Annotated in this window: 22 protein-coding genes; 8 read left to right on the forward strand and 14 right to left on the reverse strand. The window is 66.5% G+C overall.

What is annotated here, in order from left to right; genetic code table 11:
* The first annotated feature begins 402 nt into the window (after nt 1-402).
* Nucleotides 403-921, forward strand: coding sequence for a DUF2335 domain-containing protein (locus BLT73_RS06310; protein ID WP_143025636.1), 519 nt, complete (start codon nt 403-405; stop codon nt 919-921).
* A gap of 343 nt (nt 922-1,264) precedes the next feature.
* Here BLT73_RS06310 and carB read toward each other — a convergent pair whose 3' ends face one another.
* The 7 genes from carB to BLT73_RS16985 all read right to left on the reverse strand — a co-directional run bounded on the left by carB (nt 1,265) and on the right by BLT73_RS16985 (nt 8,797).
* Nucleotides 1,265-4,600, reverse strand: a complete 3,336-nt coding sequence (carB, locus tag BLT73_RS06315; RefSeq protein WP_090521960.1) for a carbamoyl-phosphate synthase large subunit — start codon at nt 4,598-4,600, stop codon at nt 1,265-1,267.
* Between the two features lie 396 nt (nt 4,601-4,996).
* Nucleotides 4,997-5,794, reverse strand: a complete 798-nt coding sequence (locus tag BLT73_RS06325; RefSeq protein WP_176804969.1) for a DUF1217 domain-containing protein — start codon at nt 5,792-5,794, stop codon at nt 4,997-4,999.
* Between the two features lie 214 nt (nt 5,795-6,008).
* Nucleotides 6,009-6,410 (reverse strand): flagellar biosynthesis repressor FlbT, encoded by a 402-nt coding sequence (gene flbT / locus BLT73_RS06330; protein ID WP_090521966.1) that lies wholly within the window; start codon nt 6,408-6,410, stop codon nt 6,009-6,011.
* Nucleotides 6,407-6,778 (reverse strand): flagellar biosynthesis regulator FlaF, encoded by a 372-nt coding sequence (gene flaF / locus BLT73_RS06335; RefSeq protein ID WP_090521969.1) that lies wholly within the window; start codon nt 6,776-6,778, stop codon nt 6,407-6,409. Before flaF ends, flbT begins: the two co-directional genes overlap by 4 nt.
* A gap of 94 nt (nt 6,779-6,872) precedes the next feature.
* A complete protein-coding gene (locus tag BLT73_RS06340; RefSeq protein ID WP_090521971.1) occupies nt 6,873-8,111 on the reverse strand; it encodes a flagellin N-terminal helical domain-containing protein in 1,239 nt (412 codons plus the stop codon).
* A 160-nt stretch (nt 8,112-8,271) separates the two neighbouring features.
* Nucleotides 8,272-8,577, reverse strand: a complete 306-nt coding sequence (locus BLT73_RS06345) for a hypothetical protein (RefSeq protein WP_143025637.1) — start codon at nt 8,575-8,577, stop codon at nt 8,272-8,274.
* Nucleotides 8,570-8,797, reverse strand: coding sequence for a hypothetical protein (locus tag BLT73_RS16985; RefSeq protein ID WP_143025638.1), 228 nt, complete (start codon nt 8,795-8,797; stop codon nt 8,570-8,572). Before BLT73_RS16985 ends, BLT73_RS06345 begins: the two co-directional genes overlap by 8 nt.
* A 1,096-nt stretch (nt 8,798-9,893) precedes the next feature.
* On the opposite strand from BLT73_RS16985, the gene BLT73_RS17250 reads away from it, so the two are divergent.
* Nucleotides 9,894-10,877 (forward strand): flagellar hook-length control protein FliK, encoded by a 984-nt coding sequence (locus BLT73_RS17250; protein WP_176804971.1) that lies wholly within the window; start codon nt 9,894-9,896, stop codon nt 10,875-10,877.
* A 29-nt stretch (nt 10,878-10,906) separates the two neighbouring features.
* Nucleotides 10,907-11,584, forward strand: a complete 678-nt coding sequence (locus tag BLT73_RS06355; protein WP_090521977.1) for a flagellar hook capping FlgD N-terminal domain-containing protein — start codon at nt 10,907-10,909, stop codon at nt 11,582-11,584.
* Between the two features lie 530 nt (nt 11,585-12,114).
* On the opposite strand, the gene BLT73_RS06360 is transcribed toward BLT73_RS06355, so the two are convergent.
* Nucleotides 12,115-13,116: an SDR family oxidoreductase gene (locus tag BLT73_RS06360; RefSeq protein ID WP_090521979.1), complete on the reverse strand. Its 1,002-nt coding sequence runs from the start codon at nt 13,114-13,116 to the stop codon at nt 12,115-12,117.
* 76 nt (nt 13,117-13,192) lie between these two features.
* Complete coding sequence (locus BLT73_RS06365) at nt 13,193-14,209, reverse strand: LLM class flavin-dependent oxidoreductase (RefSeq protein ID WP_090521980.1); 1,017 nt, start codon at nt 14,207-14,209, stop codon at nt 13,193-13,195.
* 110 nt (nt 14,210-14,319) lie between these two features.
* On the opposite strand from BLT73_RS06365, the gene BLT73_RS06370 reads away from it, so the two are divergent.
* From BLT73_RS06370 to BLT73_RS06380, 3 genes are all read left to right on the forward strand, one after another.
* A complete protein-coding gene (locus BLT73_RS06370) occupies nt 14,320-15,798 on the forward strand; it encodes an AMP nucleosidase (protein WP_090521982.1) in 1,479 nt (492 codons plus the stop codon).
* 189 nt (nt 15,799-15,987) lie between these two features.
* Nucleotides 15,988-16,284 carry an HU family DNA-binding protein gene (locus tag BLT73_RS06375; RefSeq protein ID WP_090521984.1) on the forward strand — a complete coding sequence of 99 codons (297 nt, stop codon included), beginning with the start codon at nt 15,988-15,990 and terminating at the stop codon, nt 16,282-16,284.
* 126 nt (nt 16,285-16,410) lie between these two features.
* Nucleotides 16,411-17,325: a DMT family transporter gene (locus BLT73_RS06380; RefSeq protein ID WP_090521986.1), complete on the forward strand. Its 915-nt coding sequence runs from the start codon at nt 16,411-16,413 to the stop codon at nt 17,323-17,325.
* On the opposite strand, the gene BLT73_RS06385 is transcribed toward BLT73_RS06380, so the two are convergent.
* Complete coding sequence (locus BLT73_RS06385; protein WP_090521987.1) at nt 17,286-17,873, reverse strand: glutathione S-transferase family protein; 588 nt, start codon at nt 17,871-17,873, stop codon at nt 17,286-17,288. The genes BLT73_RS06380 and BLT73_RS06385 overlap by 40 nt on opposite strands.
* Before the next feature lie 62 nt (nt 17,874-17,935).
* Between BLT73_RS06385 and BLT73_RS06390 the strand changes: the two genes are divergently transcribed.
* Nucleotides 17,936-18,640: a helix-turn-helix transcriptional regulator gene (locus BLT73_RS06390; RefSeq protein ID WP_090521989.1), complete on the forward strand. Its 705-nt coding sequence runs from the start codon at nt 17,936-17,938 to the stop codon at nt 18,638-18,640.
* Nucleotides 18,641-18,692: 52 nt separating this feature from the next.
* Here BLT73_RS06390 and BLT73_RS06395 read toward each other — a convergent pair whose 3' ends face one another.
* Together BLT73_RS06395 and gyrB are read right to left on the reverse strand one after the other, a co-directional pair.
* Nucleotides 18,693-19,439 (reverse strand): outer membrane protein, encoded by a 747-nt coding sequence (locus tag BLT73_RS06395; protein WP_176804973.1) that lies wholly within the window; start codon nt 19,437-19,439, stop codon nt 18,693-18,695.
* 319 nt (nt 19,440-19,758) lie between these two features.
* Nucleotides 19,759-22,194: a DNA topoisomerase (ATP-hydrolyzing) subunit B gene (gyrB, locus tag BLT73_RS06400; protein ID WP_090521993.1), complete on the reverse strand. Its 2,436-nt coding sequence runs from the start codon at nt 22,192-22,194 to the stop codon at nt 19,759-19,761.
* A gap of 161 nt (nt 22,195-22,355) precedes the next feature.
* Here gyrB and BLT73_RS06405 point away from each other — a divergent pair, with 161 nt between their 5' ends.
* A complete protein-coding gene (locus tag BLT73_RS06405) occupies nt 22,356-23,903 on the forward strand; it encodes a phospholipase D family protein (RefSeq protein WP_090521995.1) in 1,548 nt (515 codons plus the stop codon).
* Here BLT73_RS06405 and recF read toward each other — a convergent pair whose 3' ends face one another.
* Nucleotides 23,904-24,980 (reverse strand): DNA replication/repair protein RecF, encoded by a 1,077-nt coding sequence (recF, locus tag BLT73_RS06410; RefSeq protein WP_090521997.1) that lies wholly within the window; start codon nt 24,978-24,980, stop codon nt 23,904-23,906.
* Nucleotides 24,977-26,095, reverse strand: a complete 1,119-nt coding sequence (gene dnaN / locus BLT73_RS06415; RefSeq protein ID WP_090521999.1) for a DNA polymerase III subunit beta — start codon at nt 26,093-26,095, stop codon at nt 24,977-24,979. The genes recF and dnaN overlap by 4 nt, the downstream gene beginning before the upstream one ends.
* Nucleotides 26,096-26,143 lie beyond the last annotated feature (48 nt).

Raw genomic sequence — 26,143 nt, forward strand, 5'->3', positions numbered from 1 at the left:
CCGCAACAGAGGCCGGATACATGTCAGCACCCGGTGACGCGCCAGCAGCAGCTCCGAAATTACCTCTTGCGCAAGGGGCGGTTATACATGTTGCAACAGTGATCATCGTGTAACTTTTTAGTCATGCATCTGTGCAATGGTGCTCTTTGATACTACTTTTTCTTGGCGCTTCGTCCTACGTGAGACAGAGGCGACATCTTTGCTTGGGGGTAAAAATGTCTAAACATATCCGATCGAAAGCTTTTTGGCAGGGCTTCCGACAGGGTCTGGCAAGCCCTTACGAAGTATTTTATGGCTCGCGCTGGCATCCCACTGTGAAGCCGCGAGGTACTTTGTTGCACTCGTGGATGAAGACCGGATACGCTCTACGCTGTGCTATTGATGACGCAAGAGAAGAGTTGAATGAAGCCCAACCAGTCGCGCCCGTCAAGAGAACTGAAGAAAGACGAGAACTCTGCGCCTCCTGAAGGTGAAGCTTCTCTCAAGCCTCCCTTCGATATGGAGCATCTTGAGGCAGAAATTGCTAAGCAAGTTGGCGATTTAATTCCGCGCAAGTCGCGAGAGGAAGTCGTCAGTCGCGTGACGGCCCTGATGATCAGAGAATCCTTTTCTGGGCCCCTGCCTCACCCTCGGCATCTTGCTCAGTACGAAAGTGTTTCCCCTGGCTCCGGTGATCGCATCATCGCGATGGCAGAGAAGCAGCAGGAGCACCTCATGGCCTTGGATAACATAGGGCTGAGCGCCGAAATTGCGGATAGGAAACTCGGAATGAAGGCCGCCGTTGGCTCGCTCTCCTTGCTCGTCGTAAGCGGCCTAATTGCCGGTGTGTGGACTGGCTCGCCCGGTATGGCTGCCGTTTTCCTGGGTACCGCGGCGCTCGGGGCCGTTGGAGCGTTTATTCGGGGCCGAAACGGCCGTTGATGGGTTCTGCATCGGTTGCTTCGACTTCTTTGTTTCCGGCAGACTTCGTAGCAGGCGCCATCATCTTGCCCACGAGGGCAGCACCGATGCCAAATCTCGGTTAGCTCTCAGGTATCGACATTCGTCTCTTCAGAGTGCTGACGATTTTACCAATTCGATTTTGAGCTTACCCAAATATCTGCGCAGCGACGCTCGCTAAGACACTCTACGAAGCTGGAATCACTCGTAGAACTCGTTAGACACCGACGAGAATACCGTCCGCCAGATCAGCATAAGCAATCTGCTTAGAGCTTCGTTAGATTCAGCAGCACCTCAGCACCGCACCGTTTTCGCTCAAATGCATCTAAGCCTGCAAACTCCGCACCCCAACTTCCCCATCCCCCCGCGACCTGATCGCCGCGACCGCGGCAATACTCCCCGCCGCCGTCGTGTAATACGGGATCTTGTCGTAGAGCGCGACGGCGCGGATCTCTCGGCTGTCGGCGATGGCCTGGGCGCCCTCGGTGGTGTTCAGCACCATGGCGATCTCGCCGTTTTTCAGGCGGTCGACGATGTTGGGGCGGCCCTCATAGACCTTGTTGACGCGGCTCGCCGCGATGCCGTTTTCGGCCAGGAATTCGGCCGTGCCGCTGGTGGCGATGATGGAGAACCCCATCTCGGTCAGGTCGCGCGCGGCCTGGGCCATCGCCTCGGTCTTGTCCGCGTCGCGGATGGAGATGAAGACCGCGCCCTCATGCGGCAATTGCGTGCCCGCCCCCATCTGGGATTTCAGGAAGGCGCGGGGGAAGTTGCGGTCCCAGCCCATCACCTCGCCGGTCGAGCGCATCTCGGGGCCGAGCAGCGTGTCGACGCCGGGGAAGCGGGCGAAGGGCAGCACCGCCTCCTTGACCGAGAACCAGGGCGTGAGCGGGTCGGCCAGCGTCAGCGGGTCGGCGAAGGGCAGGTCATCCTCCGGCGCCACCCCGTCGGGATAGGGGTCGCGGGCGGGGAAGGCGGACATCTTTTCGCCGGCCATGAGGCGCGCGGCGATGGAGGCGATGGCGCTGTCAGTGGCCTTGGCGACGAAGGGCACGGTGCGCGAGGCGCGGGGATTGACCTCCAGCACGTAGATCGCGCCGTCCTTGATGGCGAATTGCACATTCATCAGCCCGATCACGCCGAGTTTCCTGGCCATCGCCTCGGTCTGGCGCTTGAGTTCGTCGATCGTGGCGGCGCCCAGCGTATGGGGCGGAAGCGAGCAGGCGCTGTCGCCGGAATGGACGCCGGCCTCCTCGATATGTTCCATGATGCCGGCGACATGGACCGTGTCACCGTCGCTGAGCGCATCGACATCGACCTCGATCGCGCCGGAGAGATAGCTGTCGAGCAGGACCGGGTTCTTGCCCGAGACATCCACGGCATGGGTGATGTAGCGGTTGAGATGGTCCATATCCCGCACGATCTCCATCGCGCGGCCGCCGAGCACGTAGCTGGGGCGGATGACCAGCGGGAAGCCCACGCGGGCGGCGATCTCGCGCGCCTCGGCGTCGCTATGGGCGATGCCGTTGACGGGTTGTTTCAGGCCGAGTTCGTTGAGCATCTGCTGGAAGCGCTCGCGGTCCTCGGCCAGGTCGATGGCGTCGGGTGAGGTGCCGAGGATGGGGATGCCGGCAGCCTCCAGATCATTGGCGAGCTTCAGGGGCGTCTGGCCGCCGAACTGGACGATGACGCCGTGCAGCGTGCCGTTTTCCTGCTCGATGGAGAGGATTTCGAGGACATGTTCCAGCGTCAGCGGCTCGAAATAGAGCCGGTCGGAGGTGTCGTAATCGGTGCTGACCGTCTCGGGGTTGCAGTTGACCATGATGGTTTCATAGCCGGCATCGGTCAGCGCGAAACAGGCGTGGCAGCAGCAGTAATCGAACTCGATCCCCTGCCCGATCCGGTTCGGGCCGCCGCCGAGAATGACGACCTTCTTGCGGTCTGACGGGCGCGCCTCGTTCTCGACCTCGCCCATGGCGGGGGATTCATAGGTCGAATACATATAGGGGGTCTGCGCCTCGAACTCGGCGGCGCAGGTGTCGATGCGCTTGAAGACCGGGGTGATGCCGTGGTCGTGGCGGGTGCGGCGGATCTCGGCCTCGTCCCGGCCGGTGAGCCTGGCCAGGCGGGCGTCGGAGAAGCCCAGCATCTTGAGCGCCCGCAGCCCCTCCGCATCGGGCAGGCCGGTGTCCCGGATGCGGGTTTCGGCCTCGATGATTTCGCGGATGCGGGCGAGGAACCAGGGCTCAAACGCGGTGACGGCGTGGATTTCATCATCCGACAGCCCGTGGCGCATGGCCTGGGCGATGACGCGGATGCGGTCCGGCGTCTGGTTGGAGAGCGCGCGGATGATGGCGGGCTTGCCCTCGTCTTCCGCGCCGGGAATGGCGATCTCGTCGAGGCCGGTCAGCCCGTTCTCCATCGAGGCGAGCGCCTTTTGCAGCGATTCGTGGAAGCTGCGGCCGATGGCCATCACCTCGCCCACGGATTTCATCGCCGTGGTCAGTTCGGGCTTCGATCCGGGGAATTTCTCGAAGGCGAAGCGCGGGATCTTGGTGACGACATAGTCGATGCTGGGCTCGAAGCTGGCGGGCGTGACCTTGGTGATGTCGTTGTCGAGTTCGTCCAGAGTGTAGCCGACGGCCAGTTTCGCGGCGATCTTGGCAATCGGGAAGCCGGTGGCTTTGGACGCCAGCGCCGAGGAGCGGCTGACGCGCGGGTTCATCTCGATCACCACCATGCGGCCGTCATCGGGGTTGATGGCCCATTGGACGTTTGAGCCGCCGGTCTCCACCCCGATCTCGCGCAGCACGGCGATGGAGCCGTTGCGCATCCGCTGATATTCGCGGTCGGTGAGCGTCAGCGCGGGCGCGACGGTGATGGAATCGCCAGTATGCACCCCCATCGGGTCGACGTTTTCGATGGAACAGACGATGATGGCGTTGTCGGCGTGATCGCGCACCACCTCCATCTCGTATTCCTTCCAGCCGAGCAGCGATTCATCGACCAGAATCTGGCCCACCGGCGAGGCATCCATGCCGGAGCGGCAGTAATGGATGTAATCCTCGCGGTTGTAGGCGACGCCGCCGCCCGTGCCGCCCAGCGTGAAGGCGGGGCGGATGATGGCGGGCAGGCCGATCTCGTCCAGCGCGTCGAGCGCGGTCTGCACCCCGGCCTCCAGATCGAACTTGCCGCGCGCATCCTTGGGCGCGGTGACGATGGTGGCCTTGGGGTTTTCCAGCCCGATCCGGTCCATCGCCTCGCGGAACAGCTTGCGGTCCTCGGCCATCTCGATGGCGGCGCGCTGTGCGCCGATCAGCTCCACCCCGTATTTGTTCAGCACGCCCGCATCGGCGAGCGCGAGCGCCGTGTTGAGCGCGGTCTGCCCGCCCATGGTCGGCAGGAGCGCATCGGGGCGTTCGGCGGCGATGATCTTTTCGACCATGTCCGGCGTGATCGGCTCGATATAGGTGGCGTCGGCCATTTCCGGGTCGGTCATGATGGTGGCCGGGTTGGAGTTCACCAGAATGACGCGGTAGCCTTCTTCGCGCAGCGCCTTGCAGGCCTGGGCACCGGAATAGTCGAATTCGCAGGCCTGGCCGATGACGATGGGTCCGGCACCGATGATGAGGATGGACTTGATGTCGGTTCTCTTCGGCATGGCGGACCCCTGGGCGGTTGACTGGCGGCAAATCGACCGGGGTTATAGTGAAGCCGCGCGAGGACGCAAGGGGAAGTGGCTGGAAATGCGCGGGGTTGCGGGCGCGCGCAGGCGCTTGGGACGGCGGGGAAATTCGGGATTTCCGCGGTTTTGCGGCACTGGGGGCACGCCCTTTTTTCGGCGCGGGCGGGGTGGGGCCGGCGCGATGTCCGGCGGGGCGTCGCAGCCCTTGAGGGCAGTGTCGCTGGTGCGGGTGGTGGTGCAGATGCGGGTGGTGGTGCAGGTGCAGGTGGTCTTGCCGGTGATGCTGCGGGTCGCGGTTTCGATGCAACACAAGGTTCTCGCAAGGCCGCGCTGCGCCGCGGGGTCAGTTCAGGGTCGCGAGGCGCCGCAAGGTCAGTGCGGGGCGCCGCCGCGCAGCAGGGTCAGCGCGACCGAGAACCTGCCCTGATCGGCGGTGGCGCGCAGCGAGTCGCGCATCAGGAAATGCCGGGTCAGGGTCTCGACCTTCCCGGGGTCGGTGAACTGGGCGATGTCGGGCCTGCCCAGCATCCGCTCCGCCGCGTCGGCATAGTCGCGAAGCTGGCGGTCGATCGGCAGGCGGCCGTGGGCGGGACCGAAGCCGAAGGCGGTCTGGAACAATTCGCGCAGCGGCGGGTCGCCCAGGACGGCGAACCATTTCGTCCGCGCGCTGCTGTCGCGCGCCGCCAGATCCGGCAGCGTGCGCCGCGCGCTCAGCGCCAGGCGCAGCGATGGCTCGGCGGCGCCGACACGGGTTTCAAGCTCCGCCTCGACATAATCGGCGACGACGCGGTCGGCAAAACCGTCCTGCGCCGTCCGGCCCGCCCCGCCAACCCCGAAGCCGAACCGCTCCGCCAGCCGCAGGTAGCGCGAGTCGGAGAGGCGGTTGGCCAGGCTGCGGTCATCCGCCAGATCGCTCTCCAGCACCTGGCGGATGAAGGCGCGGTTGCCGATATCCGCGCCCAACCCGAAGGCGCGCAGCGTGACGTCCAGCAAACGGTAATCATCCATCAGCGCATCCGCCGAGCGGACCGCGCCGATCCGCTCGCGGTAATGCTGCGCGGCCATGCGCACCGGGCCGTCATTGGCAACCAGCGCGCGCTGCCGCGCGATGCTGCGGGTCAGGAGCGCCCAGCCGGGAATGCCGCTGCCGGTCTGGATGGCGACGGTCATGGTCCCGACCCTGCCGCGCGCGGCGCCGTGATGCGGTCGCGCCGCATGTCTGATCCTGATCGGCAGGCGCGTGCCACGCGCGAACGCGATTTGCAGATCGCCGGGCTTTTGGCTCGCTTGTTGTTGGCGCGCGACCTTGCGGCGCGGGACGCGCCTGCGCGCCGCCTGCATGCGGCGGAACATGCCGCGCCGCGGCTGTGTTGCCAGGACGCGGTCACGGCGCGCGCCCCATCAGCCGGGCCTCTCGCGGCAGCAGGTCGCGCAGCGCCCGCATGGTGCGGTAGTAATTCGCATCCAGCACCCCGCTGGTCGCCTCGGCCAGCAGGTTGCGACTGTCACGGTCGTCGAAAACCTGGGTGAGCTGTTCGATGGCCAGCAGCATGCCCGCTCGTGCCGCTTCGGGATCGCGATCGCCGCTGAGCACCAGCTGCGCCTCGTAGCAGGCGCGGCGCACCGGGGTGTTCGCCTCCTCGGGATGGATGGCGTCGCGCAGGCGCAGCACGTTCGCATTCGGCGTCTTGATGGTAATTCTCGTGCGGCGCGGGCCGTTCTCGATCACCACGCCGTTGATCAGCACACGTTCATTCGGTGCGAGTTTCAGCACCAGCCCCGTCATTCCGCCCCCGTCACGCCGGAGAGGCCGCGAATGACGGCCCGGTTGATGTCGATCAGCGGCTGCGGCTCGCCCTCGCCGCGGCGCAGCGCCGCGCTGTGGCCGAGCACGAAACCCGCCAGCGAGATCAGCCCCGCGCGCAGCGTCTCGGGCAGGCGGTTGCCATCGCCCGCCAGATCGGCCGCGATCTGGGACCAGAAGCGGTCATTGTCATGCAGAGCCTGCATGAATTCGGCCTGGTCGCGCACCGGGCGGGCGGTGGCGCGCGCGAGGTTCGCGGTCAGCCGGGCCAGCAGCCGCGCTTCGGCCTGCCGCGCATCCTCGACCTGGGAAATGGCGGTCTGATACCCGCCAAGGGCTAGTACACTCATCACGTGGTCTCCTGTTCACCGTCGTTCCGTCTGCATCACCGCCGGGCGCGGGCCCGGTTGGGTTGCGGGGCGTCCGGGGACGCCCCGCGCGCGGTTAGCGGAACAGCGACAGGAGCGCCTGCGGCGCCTGGTTGGCGATCGACAGCGATTGCGTAGCAAGCTGCTGCTGGACCTGCAGCGCCTGGAGCCGGGCCGAGGCCTCCTCCATATCGGCATCCACCAACGCCCCGATGCCGGAGCGCATGGAATCGGTGAGCTTCCCGATGAAGTCGCGCTGCGTCTCGATCCGGCCCTGCGACGAGCCGAAGGCCGCGGTGGCGTTGACCGTCACCTTGATCAGATCCTCGATCTCGGTCAGCGCGGCGGCCGGGCCCCCGTCGGCCGTGACATCGAGTGTCTCCAGCCCCGCCAGCGCGCCGCCTCCGGGCGCGACCGACCGGGTCGTGCTCATCACCACGGCCATGTTGCCGTTGCCCGTGCCGGCATCGAAGGTCAGCGTGCCGGAGGCGCTTGCCAGCGTTCCGCCGATCCCTGCCGTGGTCTTGGCCGTGTTCAGCCCGGAAGTGATCTCGGTCAGCGTGTCGCCGTCCTGGACGGTATAGGTGATCTCGCTGCCTTCGATGGACAGGGTGATCACGTCGCCGGCCAGCAGCTCGGTTCCGTCCGTCGGATCGGCGGTGGCATCGCTGGCGGCGATCGCACCGGCGCCGCCCTGGAAGCTCAGCGTCGGGCTGATCGCCAGCGCGCCGCCGCCATCGAGCGCCGAGCCGCTGAAGCCCGGCCCGTTCACCGTCGTCGCGGCGCCAGTGCCGGTCAGGCTGAGATTGAAGGTCTTCACATCAATGGTCGAGGCACTGACCGATCCATCCGAGGCGCGATCCAGCGACGAGTTGACCTGCATCGGATCGACCGATGTGCCATTGATCAGATTCTTGCCGTTGAACTGCGCCGAGCCGATCACCGTGGCGATCTGGTCCTTGAGCGCATCGATCTCGGTCTGGATCATGGCCCGGTCATTTGCCGACGTCCCGGCTTCCTGCGCGGCGATGATCTTGGTCTTGATCTTGCCCAGCAGATCCGTCACCGCCTCGGTCGCGGCGCGGGCGGTGGCGACGGTGGATTCCCCGATGGCGAGCGTCTGGTCGAGGGCCTTGAAAGAGGCGACATCGGAATCCATGGTCTTGGAAATGGCCCAGATGGCCGCGTTGTCCTTGGCGTTCGCGACGGATTTTCCGGTCGAGATCTCGCTTTGCGTGCGCGCCAGGTCGGAGTTGATACCCTTCAGGGTCTGCAACGCGACCATCGCACCGATATTGGTCAGAATACTGGACATGACGTCCTCCTACAAAATGGCAATCTGCCGATACATGAGAGGCCATTCTGACCGCGGGATTTCCCTTGTGCCGTTCCGCACGAGGCCGTTTCTACCCAGCCGGATTTAACAATCCCTTAACGCACGCAAATCCGCCAGAGATCAATACCGAGGGGTTTATTCAAAACCGTCCCAGTTGAGTCGCGGGGCCGCGATGGATCGTCTTTTCCCCCGCCTCGTCATAGGTCCCGGCGTCCTGCACCGCCTGACGCGCCGCGACGAGGATGGCGCGCGCATCCGCCACGCCCGTCACCGCCGCCTCGGCCAGTTCGCGCAGATGTGCCAACCGCTCCGCCAGCCCGGGCGCGGCCGGACCTGCCAGCCCGATCACCCGTTCCAGTTCGGAGAGCCGCTGCAGCGCCCTGCCGGGATCCCCGTCGGCCAGGGCTTCTGCCACGCCGTCGAGAAGCGCGCCCATATCAGCCATCGCGCCCCGCCTGCAAGCCGAGATCGACGCGGGCGGCAAGGGCTGCGGCGTATTCCCGCCGCAGGAAAGAGGCGAAGGCGCTTTCGCCGGTGCCGGATGCCAGCGCACCCCCCGCCTTGGGCATCATATGGGTCAGCATTTCCTCGAGAAATACCTGCTCCAGCCTGGGGGATTTGGGCGCGGGGGGTGATGGCAGTCCTGTCTGGGTGTCGATCCGCATGGGCTCTCCTGTCGGCCGGTCCGGGGCACGATAGGCGTGCGGCCGTAAATATTTGGTAATCGCGCATTGCTATCGAGGGGTCATGGAGATGCGAATCAACCTTGCCGATCCGGGCAGGCCCCGTGAATCTGGCCCCTCCTCGCCCGGCTCGGGGGCACAGGCCGTGCCCGGGTTCGAGGCGTATCTGGCCGAACGGATTTTGCCGTCCCCGGCGGGCGGGGCTGCGTCTTGCGCGCCGCGGGGGGCGGTTTCTGACGATGGAAACCGGCCGTGTGGCGGGGCTGCGGCGAATGGTGCGGACACGGGGCCGGCCGCCGACGACCAGACGACCGGGGACAGCTCGGCGCCTGCCCCCCCGGGGGGGGATACGTCGGATCAGCTCGCGTCGCCTGCAAGTGCCGCGATCCACCCGGCGGATCCGCGTCCGGCGGGCATGGCCGCGGCTGCGACCATGGCGTCAGGGCCTGTTCCTGGCCTGCCGGACAGCCTCGGCGGGGCGGCGACGGGCAGGCCGGAGCCTCAACGCGTTGCAGCGCCTCTGGTGGATGCCGGTGGGGCGGCCAGGCGACCGACCAGCCAGTCCGGGGATCTGGCGGGACCGGGGTTGCAGAGTGAAGCATCCGGTCAGGGAGCCGGACAAGCGGTGCATGCGATGGACGTCACCGCACAGCCGCAATCGGCTTACGCAGACGCCGATTCAGGTGCACATATACCTGCGCCGGAGCCATTGCGCCCCCGCAACTGGCAGCGGCCCGCTCGCGAGGCAGACCGTGAGCCGGGTCCCAAGCCGATCACAATTGCCGGGGAGATGCGCGCGCCGTCAGATGCCAGGGATGAGGTCGGCCAGGTGCCGCCCGACGATCGAGGCGATGATGCGAAAATTGCGTCAAATCCGCCGAAACGTCCCTGGCCCGTCGCCCGACCCGCCATCCCCGAACAGCCTGCCAATTGCGGTGACACCCGGATTGCCGGCCCGCCCGCCGCCGCGTGGCAGACAGAGGCGCGATCGCAGGTCGATCCGGCTCTCGGACGTCAACCGGGATCAGCGCCTTCGACCGGCGCCGCGCCGCAGAGCCCGGCGGCGCATGGCAGCCAGATGGCCCATGCCTCCCCGACGCCCGACACAGCCCCCGGCACCGGCATCGCTTTTCCCGCTCCGCCCCCGACGACCACGGTCGCAGCCGTGACGGATGCAGACCGCGCGCAGGACCACGCGGGCGCTGCACCCGGCGCGGCAACCGGTCCCGATCCGCGTGACCAAGCCGACACGCCCGCGCCGGTCATCCCGCGCGATCCCGTTCTCGCCCGCGCAGCTAGCGCAGGAACCCCGGCGAAGGGAAAAGAGACCGGCCTCCCCGGTCTGGCCGCGGGCGACGCGGCTTCGGCCCATCCGCGCGAGGATGTTCCGACCGCTCCCCATCAGGGCAGCGCCGGTTCGGCCATGAGGCCGGCGGATGCTGCCCATACTCTGAACGCAGGCCCTTCGGATGCCGCGTCACCGTCAGGCCATCCCCTTCAATCCCGGAACTGGCCGGACCGGACATCGACCGCATCCCCGCCTCAGGAGACCCTGACGGACACCACCATCCCGAGCCGCGCCGAACCTCCCCCTGGCCTCGCCCAGACCGACCACGCGCGCGCGGCACCACCCAACCCGGCCACTGTCCAGAAGGCGCCGCCGCCCGCCGAGCAACTGGCGGAGATGATCCTGCGCGCGTCCTCCGCCGGGGGCGAGACCGAGCTTCTTCTGGCCCCGGAGGAGCTCGGCCGCCTGCGATTCGCGATCCAGCAGGTCGACGGCGCGCTGACGATATCCATCTCGGCGGAACGGCCGGAGACATTGGCGCTGCTGCGGCGGCAATCCGATCTGCTGCAATCCGAACTCATCCGCTCGGGGCTGGAGGATACGACGCTGGATTTCCGCGAAGATCGCGGGAACCGGCCCTCGCAGCACCACCCGGATGACATGGCCCGACCCGCCGCAGGGGAGGGCGGCGCGACCGATGCCGCGCCACCGACGCCGGCCATCGAGCATCCACCCGCCACCCCGCATGGCCCGCGGCTGAACCTTCGGGTCTGAGCCCGGTTTCACAACGAAAGGAATGCCACATGGTTGAAGCCACAGGCGCGGCCCCTGCCACCTCATCGTCGCCCCGCACCGCCAGGCAGACCGGGCAGGCAGAGGTCAAGGGGGGCTTCGCCAACAGCGATTTCGAGACCTTCCTGAAGATGCTGACCACGCAGATCCGCAACCAGGACCCGCTCAACCCGATGGAGGGGTCGGAATTCGCGGTCCAGCTGGCCACCTTCTCCGGCGTCGAGCAGCAGGTGCAGACCAACACGCTGCTCAGGGAGATGCTGGGCACGCAGGCCGGTGGCGCGCTCGCGCGGTACGGCGACTGGATCGGCCGGCAGGTGCGCACCACCGGGCCGGTCCATTTCGGCGATGCCCCGATCGAGATGGCGCTCACGCCCAGGACCGGCGCCGACGACGCCATCCTCGTGGCGATGGACGCTGCGGGACGGCGCGTGGCGGAAGACCGAGTCGGCGCCGGCGCCGGGCGTGTCGACTGGTTCGGCCGGGACGACGCCGGCAACAGGCTGCCGGCGGGAATCTACAGCTTCACGCTGGAAAGCCTGCGTGGCGGCGAGGTGATCGGCAGCACCCCGGTCGCCAGCTACGCCGTGGTCGAGGAGGTGCAGAGCGATGCGGACGGGATCAGCCTGATCCTGCAGGGCGGCGTGCGCGCGACGCCGGACCAGATCGAGGGGCTCGCCGCGCGGTGATCGGGGGTCTTTTACCCATGCCAGACGGGTATTTGCGGCCCGATCCGCTGCATCCGCACGTGATTGAAGGGGCGGCGCAGTTCGGACCAGCAGGGCCGCGCCGCCTGTTGCCGCGAGCGCCCGCCCGGAACTGTTTTGCGCGCAAACACGAGCATGCGTCTCAGTATGCGTTCTGACCATTTGGGGGGTGCGCGCATGTCCGTCGGCGCGCCCGACAAGAATCCGTGGCGTCGTTCGTTCAATCGGACCAGCCTCAGCGCCGGGCGGGCAGGATATCGGCAGGCATCTCCAAGACACCTTGGTCGCGTGTCCTGCTGCAGCCTTGCGTAGTCAATCACTCGCCCTCCCCTCAGCCAGAGCTGGTCTGTGCCTGCGAGCGCGCGGGCTGTCGGCGCACCGGCGACGGCGCAGGGCCTGCACCTCCGCAACCCATGCGCCGCGTTCCCTGTGGATCCGCACGGCGATGCCGCGAGGGCGGCGCGACGGGAGGCGCGGCGCCATGATGGCCGGACCGACCGTGCGGCCCCCGCTCAGCCACGCTCCGCGGCCAGGATCGCTGCCAGCCCGCTGCGATAATCCGGGTGGCGCAAGCGGTACCCGAGGATCTGCGTCAGGCGGTCATTCCGCACCCGTTTGCTGTCACGGTAGAAGCTGCGGGCCATCTCGGTCATCCGGGCGGTCGCGAAATCCTCGCGCGGCGGGGGCTGCATGTGCAGCATGGCGGCGGCGGCGGCGATCACCTCCTGCGGCGGACATGGGGCGTCGTCGCACAGATTGACGATCAGCGGCGTCTCCGCAGGGGCCTCGCGGCTGGCCGCGCGGGACAGGCCGGCCGAATGCGCGGCGTCGGGGCGCGCGGGGGCCGCGTCGGGGCGGGGCGGGACATGCCAGTTCAGCGCGGCGATGACCGCCCCGGCAATATCGTCCACATGAATGCGGGAAAATACCTGGCCCGGCTTCTCGATCATCCGCGCCCGGCCCTGCCGCAGCTTGGCGAAGGGGCCGCGGCCGGGGCCGTAGATCCCGGCCAGGCGGAAGATGGTCAGCGCCCAGCCAGACTGCGCGGCAAGATCGGCCCAGCCCTGTTCCGCCGCCACGCGGGCGCGGCCACGGTGCGACGTTGGCGCGGGCGGTGTCGTCTCGTCGACCCAGGCGCCGCCATGATCGCCATAGACATTGGTCGAGGACAGGTAGCCGACCCAGCGGGCAGAACTGATCCGAAGCGCGTCCGAGAGTTCGGCCAGCACCGGGTCAGTCGCGACCGGGCCGGGAGTGCCAGCCGGGTCGGTTGCGTCGCCCGGCTGTGCGGTTCCGGTCGTGACCGGCGCGACGCAGCTCAGGATCGCGTCGGCGCGGGCAATTTCCTCTCGCATCCGGGCCGCATCGCCCGGCCAGATCAGCGGCTCTGCCCCGCTCTCGGCGACGCGGGCGGGGTCGCTGCGTGTCGTGCCGGTCACCGTCCAGCCGGCCGCGATGAGGCGCGGGGTCAGTGCGGCGGCAGTATAGCCATGTCCCAAGATCAGCATATGCATGGGCAACAACTGGCCGCTCAACGTTCGGCGGTCAAGACGCCGGACGCGCGCAATGCGGGGTGGCGTTCCGAAGGGGCTACGCCGCCCCGGCCGTCGCGCCCGGCTGCATGTCGTCCAGCACCTCGGCGGCCAGCCGGTAGGAGGTCTGGCGCGCCTCCGGGTCGTGGATCTGCCCGGTGATGATGAGTTCGTCCGGGCGATAGCGCTCGACAAGCTGCGAGAGCTGCTGGCGGACCGTCGCCTTGCTGCCCACGGCGCTGATCCTCAGGGCCTGATCGACCATGCGCTGCAAGGGCGGGGTGATCTCGGCCAGGTCGCGCGTTGGCGCGGGCAGCTTGCCGGGTGTGCCGCCGCGAAGCCGCGCGAAGGCCAGTTTCTGGCTGGATTGCAGGAACCGCGCCTCGTCGTCGCTCTCGGCGGCGATGACATTTACCGCGAGCATGAAATGCGGCCCCTCCTCGGCCTCGGCCCGGCCCGACGGCTCGAAGCGCTCCCGATAGAGCGGCAGCGCCTCGTCGAGCGCGCCGGGGGCGAAATGCGACGCAAACGCATAGGGCAGGCCCAGCATCGCGGCGAGTTGCGCGCCGAACAGCGATGAGCCCAGCATCCAGACCGGCACATGCGTGCCCTGCCCCGGATGGGCAATGACCGGCGCGCCCGGTCGGGCATCGCCCAGATATTCCATCAGTTCGATGACATCCTGCGGGAAGTTCTCGGCCATGTCGGGGGACTTGCGCAGCGCGCGGAACACCGCCCCGTCGCCGCCCGGCGCGCGCCCGAGTCCCAGATCGATCCGGTCGCCATGGATCGTGGCCAGCGTGCCGAATTGTTCGGCAATCGACAGCGGCGAGTGGTTCGGCAGCATGATCCCGCCGGCACCCACCCGGATGCGCGATGTGGCCGACGCGATATGCCCGATCATGACCGAGGTCGCGGCCGAGGCAATGCCGACCATATTGTGATGCTCTGCCAGCCAGTAGCGGTGGTAATTCAGCCCGTCCGCCATCTGCGCGAGCGCGACGCTGTTGGCGATGGCATCGGCGGTGGTGCTGCCTTCGGGAACGGGTGCAAGGTCGAGAATGGAATAGCGCATGACGAACGGCTTTCGGTAACAGACGGGTTCGGACCCGATCTAGGTATCCCCGCGCTGTCTTGCCAGTGTCGCCTCACGCTGGCAGTGTCGTTCGAAACGCGAGGCACCTGATGCATGACGATTTTCTGCCGCTGGAAACCCCCGATGCGGTCGAGCGGGAATATTTCTCCGACCCGGCGGAGGCGGTCGCCCGGCTGCGCGCGCTTTATGACGCCGCGTCGGGATTTCTGACCGAGCGCTTCGTGGCCTGCCTGGGCGGCGAGAAGCCGCGCGCCCGGTTCCGCGCCTATTACCCGGAGGTGCGGCTGACCACGACCAGCCATTCCAAGACCGACTCGCGGCTGTCCTTCGGCCATGTGACCACGCCGGGCAGCTATACCGCGACGATCACACGGCCCGAGCTGTTCGCGAATTACCTTGAGGAGCAGCTCGCCCTGCTGATGCGCAACCATGCCACACCGATCGGGATCGGCTACAGCGACACCCCGATGCCGGTGCATTTCGCCGTGGCCACCCGCACCGATCTGAACGTCCCGCAGGAAGGCGTGCTGGATTTCAGCCTGCGCGACGTGTTCGACGTGCCGGATCTGAATACGGTGAATGACGACATCGTCAACGGCATGGCCGAGCCACATCCCGACGGCGCCGAGGATCTTGCGCCCTTCACCGCGCAGCGGGTGGATTACTCGCTGGCGCGGCTGGCGCATTACACCGCCACCGACCCGGCGCATTTCCAGAATTTCGTGCTGTTCACCAACTACCAGTTTTACGTGGACGAGTTCGAGGCATTTGCGCGCAGCGTGCTGGGCGATGCCGAGAGCGGCTATACCGAGTTCGTGGCGCCCGGCAACCAGGTGATCGACGCGCCCGACGGCAAGATCCAACCGTTGGCGAAGATGCCGCAAATGCCCAGCTATCACCTGAAACGCCCCGGCAGCCAGGGGATCACGCTGGTCAATATCGGCGTCGGCCCCTCCAACGCCAAGACCGCGACCGACCATATCGCGGTGCTGCGCCCCCACGCCTGGCTGATGGTCGGCCATTGCGCCGGGCTGCGCAACAGCCAGAGCCTTGGCGACTTCGTGCTGGCCCATGCCTATCTGCGCGAGGATCACGTGCTGGACGACGACCTGCCGGTCTGGGTGCCGATCCCGGCCCTGGCCGAAGTGCAGGTGGCGTTGCAGGAGGCCGTGGCCGAGGTCACCGATCTGGATGGCTACGAGTTGAAGCGGATCATGCGCACCGGGACGGTGGCGACGATCGACAATCGCAACTGGGAGTTGCGCGACCAGTCCGGGCCCATTCATCGCCTGTCGCTGAGCCGGGCGATCGCGCTCGACATGGAGAGCGCCACCATCGCCGCGAACGGGTTCCGCTTCCGGGTGCCGTATGGCACGCTGCTCTGCGTCTCGGACAAGCCGCTGCACGGAGAGCTGAAGCTGCCGGGCATGGCGACCGATTTCTACCGCACCCAGGTCGCCAACCATCTGCTGATCGGGGTGCGCGCGATGGAGAAGCTGCGGGCCATGCCGCTGGAGCGCATTCACTCGCGCAAGTTGCGTTCCTTCAGCGAGACCGCCTTCCTATAGCCCCGGATTTCCGCGCGTTTACGTAGCGTCACCGAAGCCGGATTCGGCCGAATCCGCTGTTTCATGGCAGTTCAGGGGGTTGAGCGGCGAAAAACGGTTGAAATATGCGGCGAAACCTTGTGTAGCAGGTTCTATGCCGTGCGTTACGGTGTTGGAATTCCCCAACAGGGGCAACGAGGAGACAATTTAATGGCTCAAGCCGTCAAGCCGATGACCAAGACCCAGTTCGTCGCCACTCTGGCCGAAGAGATGGGCACCGACAAGAAAACTGCCACTGCCGCCCTGGACGCGATCGCTGCGGTCGTGACCCGCGAGGTGTCGAATGGTGGTGCAGTGACTCTGCCGGGCATCGGCAAGGTTGCCTGCCGCGCACGTCCCGAGCGTCAGGTCCGCAACCCGCAGACCCAGGAGATGATGACCAAGCCGGCCGACAAGCAGGTGAAAGTGACCGTCGCCAAGGCGCTGAAGGACAGCGTCAACGCCTGACCGGCGCCAGAACCGCGATCCGGGCCGCCTTTCGGGGCGGCCTTTCTTTTTGTCCCGCCCGCACCGCATGGTCTGGTCACCGGCGCGGCCCGCCCCTAGTGTCGCGGCGAATGGCGGGGTGCGGAGATGGATCTGAAATCGGTTGCGATGGGGCTGGGCTTTGCCTTCATGTGGGCCTCCGCCTTCACCTCGACGCGGGTGATCGTGACGGCGGCACCGCCGCTGACCGCGCTTGTGATCCGCTTCGCGCTGTCGGCCATCATCGGCATCGCCATCGCCCGCGCCATGGGGCAAAGCTGGCGGCTGACCCGCAATGAATGGCGGGTGCTGATCATTTTCGGTGTCGCGCAGAACGCGCTGTATCTGGGGCTGAACTGGATCGCCATGCAGACCGTCCAGGCCTCGGCCGCGGCGATCATCGCCTCGATGATGCCGCTTCTGGTCGCGTTCTTCGGCTGGGCCTGGATGGGCGAGCGGCTGCGGCCGGTCGCGGTGGCCGGGCTGATCCTCGGCGTGATCGGGGTGGCCATCGTAATGGGAGTGCGACTGCAACACGGGCTGGATCCGTTCGGCGTCGTGCTGTGCCTGGTCGCGGTGGTCGCGCTGACCGTCGCCACCCTGGTCGCGCGCGGGGCCGGGGGCAGCCGCAACATGCTGATGATCGTCGGATTGCAGATGGCGGTGGGCGCGGCGGTGCTGACCCTGCCCGCCATCGCGATGGAATGGGGCCGCGAGATCGAATGGAGCTGGACGCTGGTTCTGGCCTTTCTCTACACCGTGGCGGCGCCGGGGCTGGCGGCGACCTTCATCTGGTTTCTGCTGGTCAACCGGATCGGCGCGGTGCGCGCCGCCACGTTCCATTTCCTGTCCCCGATCTTCGGCGTCACCATTGCCGCGATCTTCCTTGGCGAACGGTTCGGGCTGTCGGACATCATCGGTGCCTGCATCGTGGCGGCGGGCATCCTGATGGTGCAGATGGCCCGCCTGCCTGACGCAACCGCTCAGCCCCCCGCGACCGCGCGGACGGAGTCGCGATCCTGACAGCGCGCGACCCAGTCGCTTATCGCCGGTGTCAGGGTCATCTTGTCGCCGAACAGGGCGAACGGGCCGGCCGCCAGCAGATCGGCGGCGCTGTAATCCGCGCCCAGCAGATAGGGCTGATGCGACAGCACCTCGTCGAGCCGCTTGAGCGCCGTGTCGTGATCGCGCAGGGAGTCGCGGATCATCGGGTGATCGACCCCGGCCCAGCTCAGGATCATCACCGGTTCCAGAACCCCCTGATACCAGGCCAGCCAGGAAAGATAGCGCCCGCGCTGCGGATCGCCCACCGGCCGGCCCAGACCCGCGGCCGGGAAACGGTCCGTCAGATACAGGAAGATCGCCGCCCGCTCGCGCACGAAATCCGCGCCGTCGGTCAGATACGGCACCTTTCCCTCGGGATGCGGATTTGTCGGGTCGCGCCCGCCACTGCCGTCGGGGCGCGGGATGGTGACGTTCTCGACCCGGACCGCATCGGTGGCGCCCAGTTCATGGAGCAGTTGCAGCACCGCGGTGGAGCGGGAATCAGGGGCGTGGTAGAGTGTGAGCATGATGGACTCCTGTCATTCGATGCGCCATCTATGACGCCCCGCCCCTGACAGATCGTGACAGCATGGCACGCACCGACCGGCTGATGAGACTGATGGACGCGCTGCGCCGCCTGCCCGCCCCGGTCACCGCCGCGCGGCTGGCGGAGGAAACCGGCGTCAGCCCGCGCCAGCTTTACCGCGACATCGCGACATTGCGGGCGGGCGGCGCGCTGATCGACGGCGAGGCGGGGCTGGGTTACCGGCTGATCGAGGATGGCGCGCTGCCGCCGCAAAGCTTTTCACGGCTGGAGATCGAGGCGTTGCAACTGGCCGTGGGCGCCCTGCCCCGGATCGGGGATGCCGCCCTGATCGAGGCCGCCAACACCGCGCTTTCACGGATCGCCGCTACCCTGCCCGAGCCGCAGGTCCAGCACCTCATGCATTCGGTGATGCGCAGCTTCGGGCCGCAAAGCACGCGCGCGGAGCCGTCCGTCGACATGGCGCTGATCCGCCGCGCCTGCTGGGCGGAGGATGAGTTGTCGATCCGCTATCGCGACCTGCAGGACCGGGACACAGAGCGGGTGATCCGCCCGCTCGGCCTGTCGCTGTCCGAGCATTCCATGATGTTGCTGGGTTGGTGCCTGCTGCGCGAGGATTTCCGGATCTTTCACTGCAACCGGATCCTATCTGTCGAATGCACCGGGCAGAGTTTCCGTCCGCATCGCGTCCGCCTGCTGCGCGATTACGTGGCGGCGCGGCGCGAATGCGACGCCGCACCGCCGATGTGAAACGGGGCCGCGCGATCGCTCGCACGGCCCCGCGAAATCACCGATCGGCAGATCAGAACTGGTAGTTCACGCCCAGCTTGATCTGGTGCCAGTCGGGCGTCGCTTCGGTGGTGCGGTCATTCACGTCGCTCAGCGTCTTCTTGTCGTAACGCTGGTATTCCCACTCGCCCGTCATCGACCATTTGTCGCTGAATCGCCGCTCGACGCCGAGGCCGACGATGAAACCGTTCGTGGTCTCGCCGTCATCCTTGATCGACACCGCGCCCGCGGCACCCGCAGTTCCGGTGACGGCATAGTCGAAATCGGCGCGCGCGATGCCGGAGATGCCGTAAAACAGCGTATTCCCGGCCTGGTTCAGCAGACCGGTCTTGAAGCGCAGCGCGAGGACGCTGTTCATCTCCACATCAGCGGTATAGCCGCCGGAGCTGAGCTTGTCGCTGACCGATCCGGCGTCATACCCCAGCTCGGCCCCGATCACCCAGTTGCGCTCGCCCCATAGCTGCTGGGTGCGATAGCCCGCGCGCAGCCCGTAATTCGCACCGCTGAGCTTCATCTTGCCGAGCGAGGTATAGAGACGGGTCTGGCCCTGGCTGATGCCGACCACGTCATCGCCGCTGAAGCCGTAACCGAGCGTGGCACCGCCATAGGCACCTGACCAGTCAAAGCCCGCATTCACGTCGTCAACGACCACCACCTCGGGGGCGGCACCCCCGACCGGAGCGGTATAGCCGCCGGCACAGACCGAAGTCGCAGCACAGATCCCTGCTGCCGCGGCCAGATTCACAAACGTCATTTTCATGCACAACTCCACAAGCAGAAGGGAAATTCCCCCGGTGAACATTCCCGTACAGAATATCGAGCCGGCGACACCGCGACAATCTATCTTAACGATAGGTTAAAGAGTTCAGTGCATTAGCGCCGGCAGTGAGGCAGGATTACCACAGAATTTCGTCCACAGGTTGAACTTTTCTGCAAAATTCGCGCATGATGGAAAGGCCAGGATCAGTTTCAATAGTTAACTTTTTGCATCATGAGCCGCCGCGTCCGCCCGCGTGATCCGGCCGCACAGCGAGGCCCTGCTGGGTGACAGGGCAGTGATCTCCCCATGCCGCGGCCGGTCAGATATCCAGGTTCTCGACGCTCAGCGCGTTCAACTGAATGAATTCGCGCCGCGGCTCGACGAGATCGCCCATCAGCTTGGTGAAGATATCCTCGGCATCCGAGACATCGTCGATCTTCACCTGGAACATCGTGCGTGCCTGCGGGTCCAGCGTGGTTTCCCAGAGCTGTTCGGGATTCATCTCGCCCAGACCCTTGTAACGCTGCAGGGACAGCCCCTTTTCGCCTTCCAGGAAAATCGCGGCCAGCAGGCTGAGCGGGCCGAAGATCGGGATCTCGCGATCCTTGCGGATCAGTGCGGCCGGCCGGGAATAGACCTCCTGCAACAGCTCCGTCATCGCGCCGAGGCGCCGGGATTCGGCCGAGCGCAGCATCGGGCCGTCGAGCGTCCGCCCCTCTTCCACGCCGCGCAGGAAGCGCGACAGCCTTATGCCGCCATCCTGCGTGGGCCGGCCGGTCCAGCCACGCTCATATTCCTCCGCCACGTCGTCCAGGCGTTTCGCCACCGCCTCCGCCGCGCCGGCCGCATCCTGATCGACACGGCCTTCGATAAGTGCCCCGGCAATCGCGGCCTGTTCGGTGATATGCGGCGGGTAATGTGTCGGATAGGCCCGCAGGATGCGGCGCGCCGTGCGGGCCTCCTCGATCACGCGCAAGAGATCATTGCCGGTCAGGGTCTCGCCCGTTGCCAGGCGCAGCGTCGCCCCCTCAACTCCCTGCTGGATCAGGTAATCTTCTAGCGCAGCCTCGTTCTTCAGATACACCTCCGAGCGTCCGCGCCCGACCTTGTAGAGCGGCGGCTGCGCGATATAGAGATGGCCGTGCTCGATCAGCTCCGGCATCTGGCGGAAGAAGAAGGTCAGGAGCAGCGTGCGGATATGCGCGCCGTCCACATCGGCATCGGTCATGATGACGATCTTGTGGTAGCGCAGCTTGGACAGGTCGAACTCGTCACGCCCGATCCCGGTGCCAAGCGCGGTAATCAGCGTGCCGACGGTTTCAGACGACAGCATCCGGTCGAAGCGCGCGCGTTCGACATTCAGGATCTTGCCGCGGAGCGGCAGCACCGCCTGGTTCTTGCGCGAGCGGCCCTGCTTGGCCGATCCCCCGGCCGAGTCGCCCTCGACGATGAACAGCTCGGACAGGGCCGGATCCTTCTCCTGGCAGTCGGCCAGCTTGCCGGGCAGGCTCGCCACATCCATCGCGGTCTTGCGGCGGGTCAGTTCGCGGGCCTTGCGCGCCGCTTCGCGGGCCAGTGCCGCCTCCATGATCTTGCCGACGATCTGCTTGGCCTCGACCGGGTTTTCCTCGAACCATTCGGCCAGTTTTTCGCCGACCAGACCTTCGACCGCCGGCCGTACTTCGGACGACACCAGCTTGTCCTTGGTCTGGGAGGAGAATTTCGGGTCCGGCACCTTCACAGACAACACGCAGGTCAGCCCTTCGCGCGCGTCGTCGCCGGTGAAGTCCACCTTCTCACGCCGCGCGATCCCGCTGTCCTGTGCGTAGCGCGAGATCACCCGCGTCAACGCGCCACGAAAGCCAGCCAGATGGGTGCCGCCATCGCGCTGCGGGATGTTGTTGGTAAAGGGCAGCACGGTTTCGTGGTAGCTGTCATTCCACCACATCGCCACCTCGACGCCGATGCCGTTGCGCTCGCCCTCGATGAAGATCGGCTCGGGCATGACGGGGGTTTTCGAGCGGTCGATGAATTTCACGAACTCGCGCACGCCGCCATCGTAGTAAAGCTCGGTCCTGAGCGGTTCTGCCGGGCGCTCGTCTTCCAGAATGATGCGCACGCCGGAATTCAGAAAGGCCAGTTCCCGTAGCCGGTTCTCCAGCGTCTTGAAGCTGTATTCGAGATTGGAGAAGGTGCCGCTCTCGCCATTCTCCTTTGAGGAGGCAAGGAACCGCACCTCGGTCCCCTTCTGGTCCGGCGCGTCGCCCACGACCTTCAGATGCTCGACGGTTTCTCCCTTCTCGAACCGGGCGACATGTTCCTGACCGTTGCGCCAGATGCGCAGTTCCAGCCAGTCCGAGAGCGCGTTGACAACCGACACGCCCACCCCGTGCAGACCGCCCGAGACCTTGTAGCTGTTCTGGTCGAACTTCCCGCCGGCATGGAGCTGGGTCATGATGACCTCGGCCGCCGAGACGCCTTCGCTCTTGTGCATTTCCACCGGGATGCCCCGGCCATTATCGCGGACAGACACCGAGCTGTCGGCGTGGATTTTCACATGCACGAAGTCGGCATGGCCCGCCAGAGCCTCGTCGATGCCGTTATCGACGACCTCATAGACCATGTGATGCAGCCCGCTGCCGTCATCGGTGTCGCCGATATACATGCCCGGACGTTTCCGGACGGCCTCCAACCCCTTGAGAACCTTGATGGAATCGGCGCCGTATTCGGCGGACTGCGGAGCGGTGTCTGACATGCCTGATTTTTCCCGTTACTCTGCGCAATATATAGTCGTCTGACGCGGTAAAGTCACGGCAAAGACACAGTATTTCGTGGCTCTGCCGTGCAGGGCGTCATGCGGTTGCGCAGGGTCAGCGCGGCGCGGCAGAGTAGCGGTGTCACTGGTGGGAAACATTGATGTCCTGGCTGCGCCTCTTGCTCGTCCTGATCCTCGCGGTGCTGCTGCTGTGGCTCCTGGGGCGGTGGCTCTTTCCCATATCCTCGACCGAGGGGCGCGGGGCGGAGACATCCATCCCCTTCGATGAAAGCACCACGCTGGGTCCGCGCGCGGCACAGGCCTTCGCGGAACATCCCGGCCGGACCGGCGTGATCCCGCTTTCCGACGGCAACCAGGCCCTTCAGAGCCGGATCGCGCTCGCCCAGGGCGCGGAGCGGTCGCTCGACGTGATGTATTACATCTGGCACACGGACGAATCCGGTCTGCTGCTGCTGGATGCGCTGCGCGATGCCGCCGAACGCGGCGTGCGGGTGCGGCTGCTGCTGGATGATAACGGCATCAGCGGCATGGACGCGATGCTGGCCGGGCTGGACGCATTGCCGAATTTCTCGGTGCGGCTGTTCAACCCTTCGCCGATCCGCCGCCCGAAAATGGCGGGTTTCGCGCTCTACCCGCTGCGGATGAACCGGCGCATGCACAACAAGGCGTTTCTGGTCGATGGCGCGGTCGCCATTGTCGGCGGGCGCAATATCGGCAACGAATATTTCTCGGTCGGGGATGCGCCGGCCTATCTGGATCTGGACGTGCTGGCGACCGGGCAGGTGGTGAACGACACGGCCGCCATCTTCGATGAATACTGGAACAGCCGGCCGGTTCTGGAACTGGACCGGGTCATCACGCGAGGCGGCGATCTGTCCGGGTTCGATGACGCGGTCGCGGCCGCGGAACGCTCGGACGCAGGGCAGAAGATAACCCGGCAGATCGGCACCGAGGCGGGCGCGATGGCGGCGGGCGAAGCGCCGCCGATGGAATGGACCGATGTGCGCGTCGTGGCCGACGATCCCGCGAAGGGCATGGGCGAGGCCTCGCGCGAGGAGCTGATGATTACGCGGCTGACCGATATTCTGGGCGAGGTGGAGCGCAATCTGGACCTCGTGTCGGCGTATTTCGTTCCCGGCAGGCAGGGCAGCCGCTTCTTCGCCGGGCTGGCCTCAGCGGGGGCGCGCATCCGGGTGCTGACCAATTCCTGGCGGGCGACGGATGTGCCGATGGTCCATGCAGGATATGTCAAATACCGGCGCGAATTGCTGGAAGCCGGGGTCGATCTCTTCGAGCTCAAACCCGGCGAGGAGGCGCCGAGCGGCAAGGCCGAGCTGGGGCCGGTCGGCGCGTCGGGCGCGTCGCTGCACGCCAAGACCTTCTCGGTCGATGATGCGCGGCTGTTCATCGGATCGTTCAATTTCGATCCGCGTTCGGCCCTGCTGAATTGCGAGATGGGATTCCTGATCGAAAGCCCCGGCATGGCGCAGGCAGGGGCCGATGCGATGACCGACCGGCTGATCGGCCGCAGCTATCAGCCGCTGCTGACCGAGGGTGGCAAGATGGTCTGGCGCGACCCGCGCGACGATGGCGGGGCGCGGCTGATCGAGCATGAGCCGGGGCTGGGTCCGCTTGATCGCGTGCTGGTCTATGTGCTGAATGTGCTGCCGATCGAGTGGCTGCTGTAATCAGTCCGCCTCGCGGATTTCGGATGCGGTATCCGGGCGCGCGACGGCGAAGCGGCGGGCGCGGCCGGCAAATTCTGCAAACAATTCCGGCCCGGTGCCGGTCAGAAAGCTTTGCGCGCCAAGCGCCGTGATCTGGTCATAGAGCGCATCCCGGCGATCCGCGTCCAGATGGGCGGCGACCTCGTCGAGCAGCAGAAGCACCGGTTGATCCGACAAGGCGCGGGCATTGGCGAGGATCAGCGACAGCAGCAGCGCCTTTTGCTCACCGGTCGAGGACAGCGCCGCAGGCATGTCCTGCGCCCCCCAGCTTGCACCCAGATCGGCGCGATGCGGCCCGGTCAGGCTGCGCCCCGCCGCCAGATCGCGCGGCCGCATTGCGGCCAGCCGTCCGGCGATATCCGCTTCGCTTGGATCGTCGGCAAACCCCTCCCCCGCCATGAGCCGCAGCCGCGCGGCCGGAAAGCCGGTGGACTCGTCCTGCGCGGCCGTGATCGCGTCGAGCGCCGCCAGCCGGTTGGCCGTCAGCCGCGCACCGGCGGACGCCATCTGCGATTCCAGCGCGCGATACCAGCCCGGATCGGTGACCTGGTCGCGCAGCAGCCGGTTGCGCTCGCGCATCGCCTTGTCATAGCCGAGCGACGCCTCGGCGTGATCGGGATGAAAGCTGAGCGTGATCCGGTCCAGAAACCGCCGCCGCCCCTCCGGTGCCTCGGTCCACAGCCGGTCCATCGCCGGGGTCAGCCAGATCACCCGCATCAGCGCCCCGAGCGCGGTCTGCGGCGCAGGCTTGCCGTTCATCGCCACCTCGCGCCTTGCTGCGGGCGGGGCGGTGGTCTCTACCTCGTCCTCGCCGATGCGGGCGCGGATCCGCCAGCCGGCACCTACGCCCTGCCTTGCCTGATCGGCGGGCGGGGCGCCGCGCATCCCGCGGCCGGGCGACAGCATCGAGATCGCCTCCAGCACATTGGTCTTGCCCGACCCGTTCGGCCCGTAAAGCGCGACCGGCCGCGCATCGAGGTCGAGAGCGAGGCGCGGCCAGGAACGGAACTGGGCAAGTGACAGGTGAGAGAGAATCACACGCGCATCGGCATGACGACATAGACCGCCGAGGGATCGGTGCCCTCGCGGATCAGCGCGGCATCGCCCGAGCCGTTGAACATGAACACCGCGTTCTCGCGGTCGATCTGGGCGGCGATTTCCTGCAGATATTTGGCGTTGAAGCCGATCTCCAGCGGATCGTCGCCGTAAGCCACCGCCAGTTCCTCATCGGCGGTGCCGGAATCGGGGGCATTCACCGACAGCACCACGCTGTCCATCTCCAGCGCCAGCTTCACCGCGCGGGAGCGTTCGCTGCTGACTGTCGCCACCCGATCGACGGCGCGGGCGAAATCATTCGCGTCCACCTCCATCTTGCGGGCATTGCCCATCGGGATGACGCGCGTGTAATCGGGGAAGGTGCCGTCGATGACCTTGGAGGTCAGGGTGATGTTCGGGGTCGCGAAGCGCACCTTGGTCTCGCTGACCGAGACGGCGATCTGCGCCTCGTCATCCTCCAGCAGCTTGCGCAGTTCCGCCACGGTCTTTTTGGGCACGATGACACCGGGCATCTCGGCGGCGCCATCCGGCAAGGGTGCGTCGATCCGCGCCAGACGGTGCCCGTCCGTGGCGACGCAGCGCAGCACCTGACCCTCCTCCGATTCGGTCACATGCATGTATACCCCGTTGAGGTAGTAGCGCGTCTCCTCGTTGGAGATGGCGAATTTCGACTTGTCGAACAGGCGGCGCAACACCTGCGCCGAGGCGGCGAAATTCGCCGTGTATTCGGCATTGGCCATCACCGGGAAATCCTCGGTGGGCAGCGTCGCGAGCGTGAAGTTCGACCGGCCCGCCTGCACGGTCAGCCGCTCATTCGCGCCGTCCACCGCAATCGTCACGAGCGCGCCGTCGGGCAGTTTGCGCGAGATTTCATTGAGCATCTGCGCCGAGACGGTGGTGGCGCCGGGGCGTTCCACATGGGCCGGCGCGCGGTCCACAACTTCCGTGTCGAGGTCGGTCGCGCGGAAGCTGACCCCGTCCGGCACGGCCTCGATCTGCACATTGGCCAGGATCGGGATCGTGTGCCGCCGCTCCACCACCGATTGCGCCTGTGCCACGGCCTTCACCAGATCGGCCCGTTCGATCGAGAATTTCATTGTCTGCCCTCTGTCTCGCGCGCCGGATCGCACGCCTGGACCGGCCAG

Origin of the sequence: Paracoccus isoporae (assembly GCF_900101865.1) — a bacterium.
Lineage (GTDB): Bacteria > Pseudomonadota > Alphaproteobacteria > Rhodobacterales > Rhodobacteraceae > Paracoccus > Paracoccus isoporae.

Coding starts and splice junctions, on each gene's coding strand:
- BLT73_RS06310 (WP_143025636.1), top strand. CDS start 403: ATGAAGCCCAACCAGTCGCGCCCGTCAAGAGAACTGAAGAAAGACGAG.
- carB (WP_090521960.1), bottom strand. CDS start 4,600: ATGCCGAAGAGAACCGACATCAAGTCCATCCTCATCATCGGTGCCGGA.
- BLT73_RS06325 (WP_176804969.1), bottom strand. CDS start 5,794: ATGACCGTCGCCATCCAGACCGGCAGCGGCATTCCCGGCTGGGCGCTC.
- flbT (WP_090521966.1), bottom strand. CDS start 6,410: ATGACGGGGCTGGTGCTGAAACTCGCACCGAATGAACGTGTGCTGATC.
- flaF (WP_090521969.1), bottom strand. CDS start 6,778: ATGAGTGTACTAGCCCTTGGCGGGTATCAGACCGCCATTTCCCAGGTC.
- BLT73_RS06340 (WP_090521971.1), bottom strand. CDS start 8,111: ATGTCCAGTATTCTGACCAATATCGGTGCGATGGTCGCGTTGCAGACC.
- BLT73_RS06345 (WP_143025637.1), bottom strand. CDS start 8,577: ATGGCTGATATGGGCGCGCTTCTCGACGGCGTGGCAGAAGCCCTGGCC.
- BLT73_RS16985 (WP_143025638.1), bottom strand. CDS start 8,797: ATGCGGATCGACACCCAGACAGGACTGCCATCACCCCCCGCGCCCAAA.
- BLT73_RS17250 (WP_176804971.1), top strand. CDS start 9,894: ATGGCCCATGCCTCCCCGACGCCCGACACAGCCCCCGGCACCGGCATC.
- BLT73_RS06355 (WP_090521977.1), top strand. CDS start 10,907: ATGGTTGAAGCCACAGGCGCGGCCCCTGCCACCTCATCGTCGCCCCGC.
- BLT73_RS06360 (WP_090521979.1), bottom strand. CDS start 13,116: ATGCATATGCTGATCTTGGGACATGGCTATACTGCCGCCGCACTGACC.
- BLT73_RS06365 (WP_090521980.1), bottom strand. CDS start 14,209: ATGCGCTATTCCATTCTCGACCTTGCACCCGTTCCCGAAGGCAGCACC.
- BLT73_RS06370 (WP_090521982.1), top strand. CDS start 14,320: ATGCATGACGATTTTCTGCCGCTGGAAACCCCCGATGCGGTCGAGCGG.
- BLT73_RS06375 (WP_090521984.1), top strand. CDS start 15,988: ATGGCTCAAGCCGTCAAGCCGATGACCAAGACCCAGTTCGTCGCCACT.
- BLT73_RS06380 (WP_090521986.1), top strand. CDS start 16,411: ATGGATCTGAAATCGGTTGCGATGGGGCTGGGCTTTGCCTTCATGTGG.
- BLT73_RS06385 (WP_090521987.1), bottom strand. CDS start 17,873: ATGCTCACACTCTACCACGCCCCTGATTCCCGCTCCACCGCGGTGCTG.
- BLT73_RS06390 (WP_090521989.1), top strand. CDS start 17,936: ATGGCACGCACCGACCGGCTGATGAGACTGATGGACGCGCTGCGCCGC.
- BLT73_RS06395 (WP_176804973.1), bottom strand. CDS start 19,439: ATGAAAATGACGTTTGTGAATCTGGCCGCGGCAGCAGGGATCTGTGCT.
- gyrB (WP_090521993.1), bottom strand. CDS start 22,194: ATGTCAGACACCGCTCCGCAGTCCGCCGAATACGGCGCCGATTCCATC.
- BLT73_RS06405 (WP_090521995.1), top strand. CDS start 22,356: ATGTCCTGGCTGCGCCTCTTGCTCGTCCTGATCCTCGCGGTGCTGCTG.
- dnaN (WP_090521999.1), bottom strand. CDS start 26,095: ATGAAATTCTCGATCGAACGGGCCGATCTGGTGAAGGCCGTGGCACAG.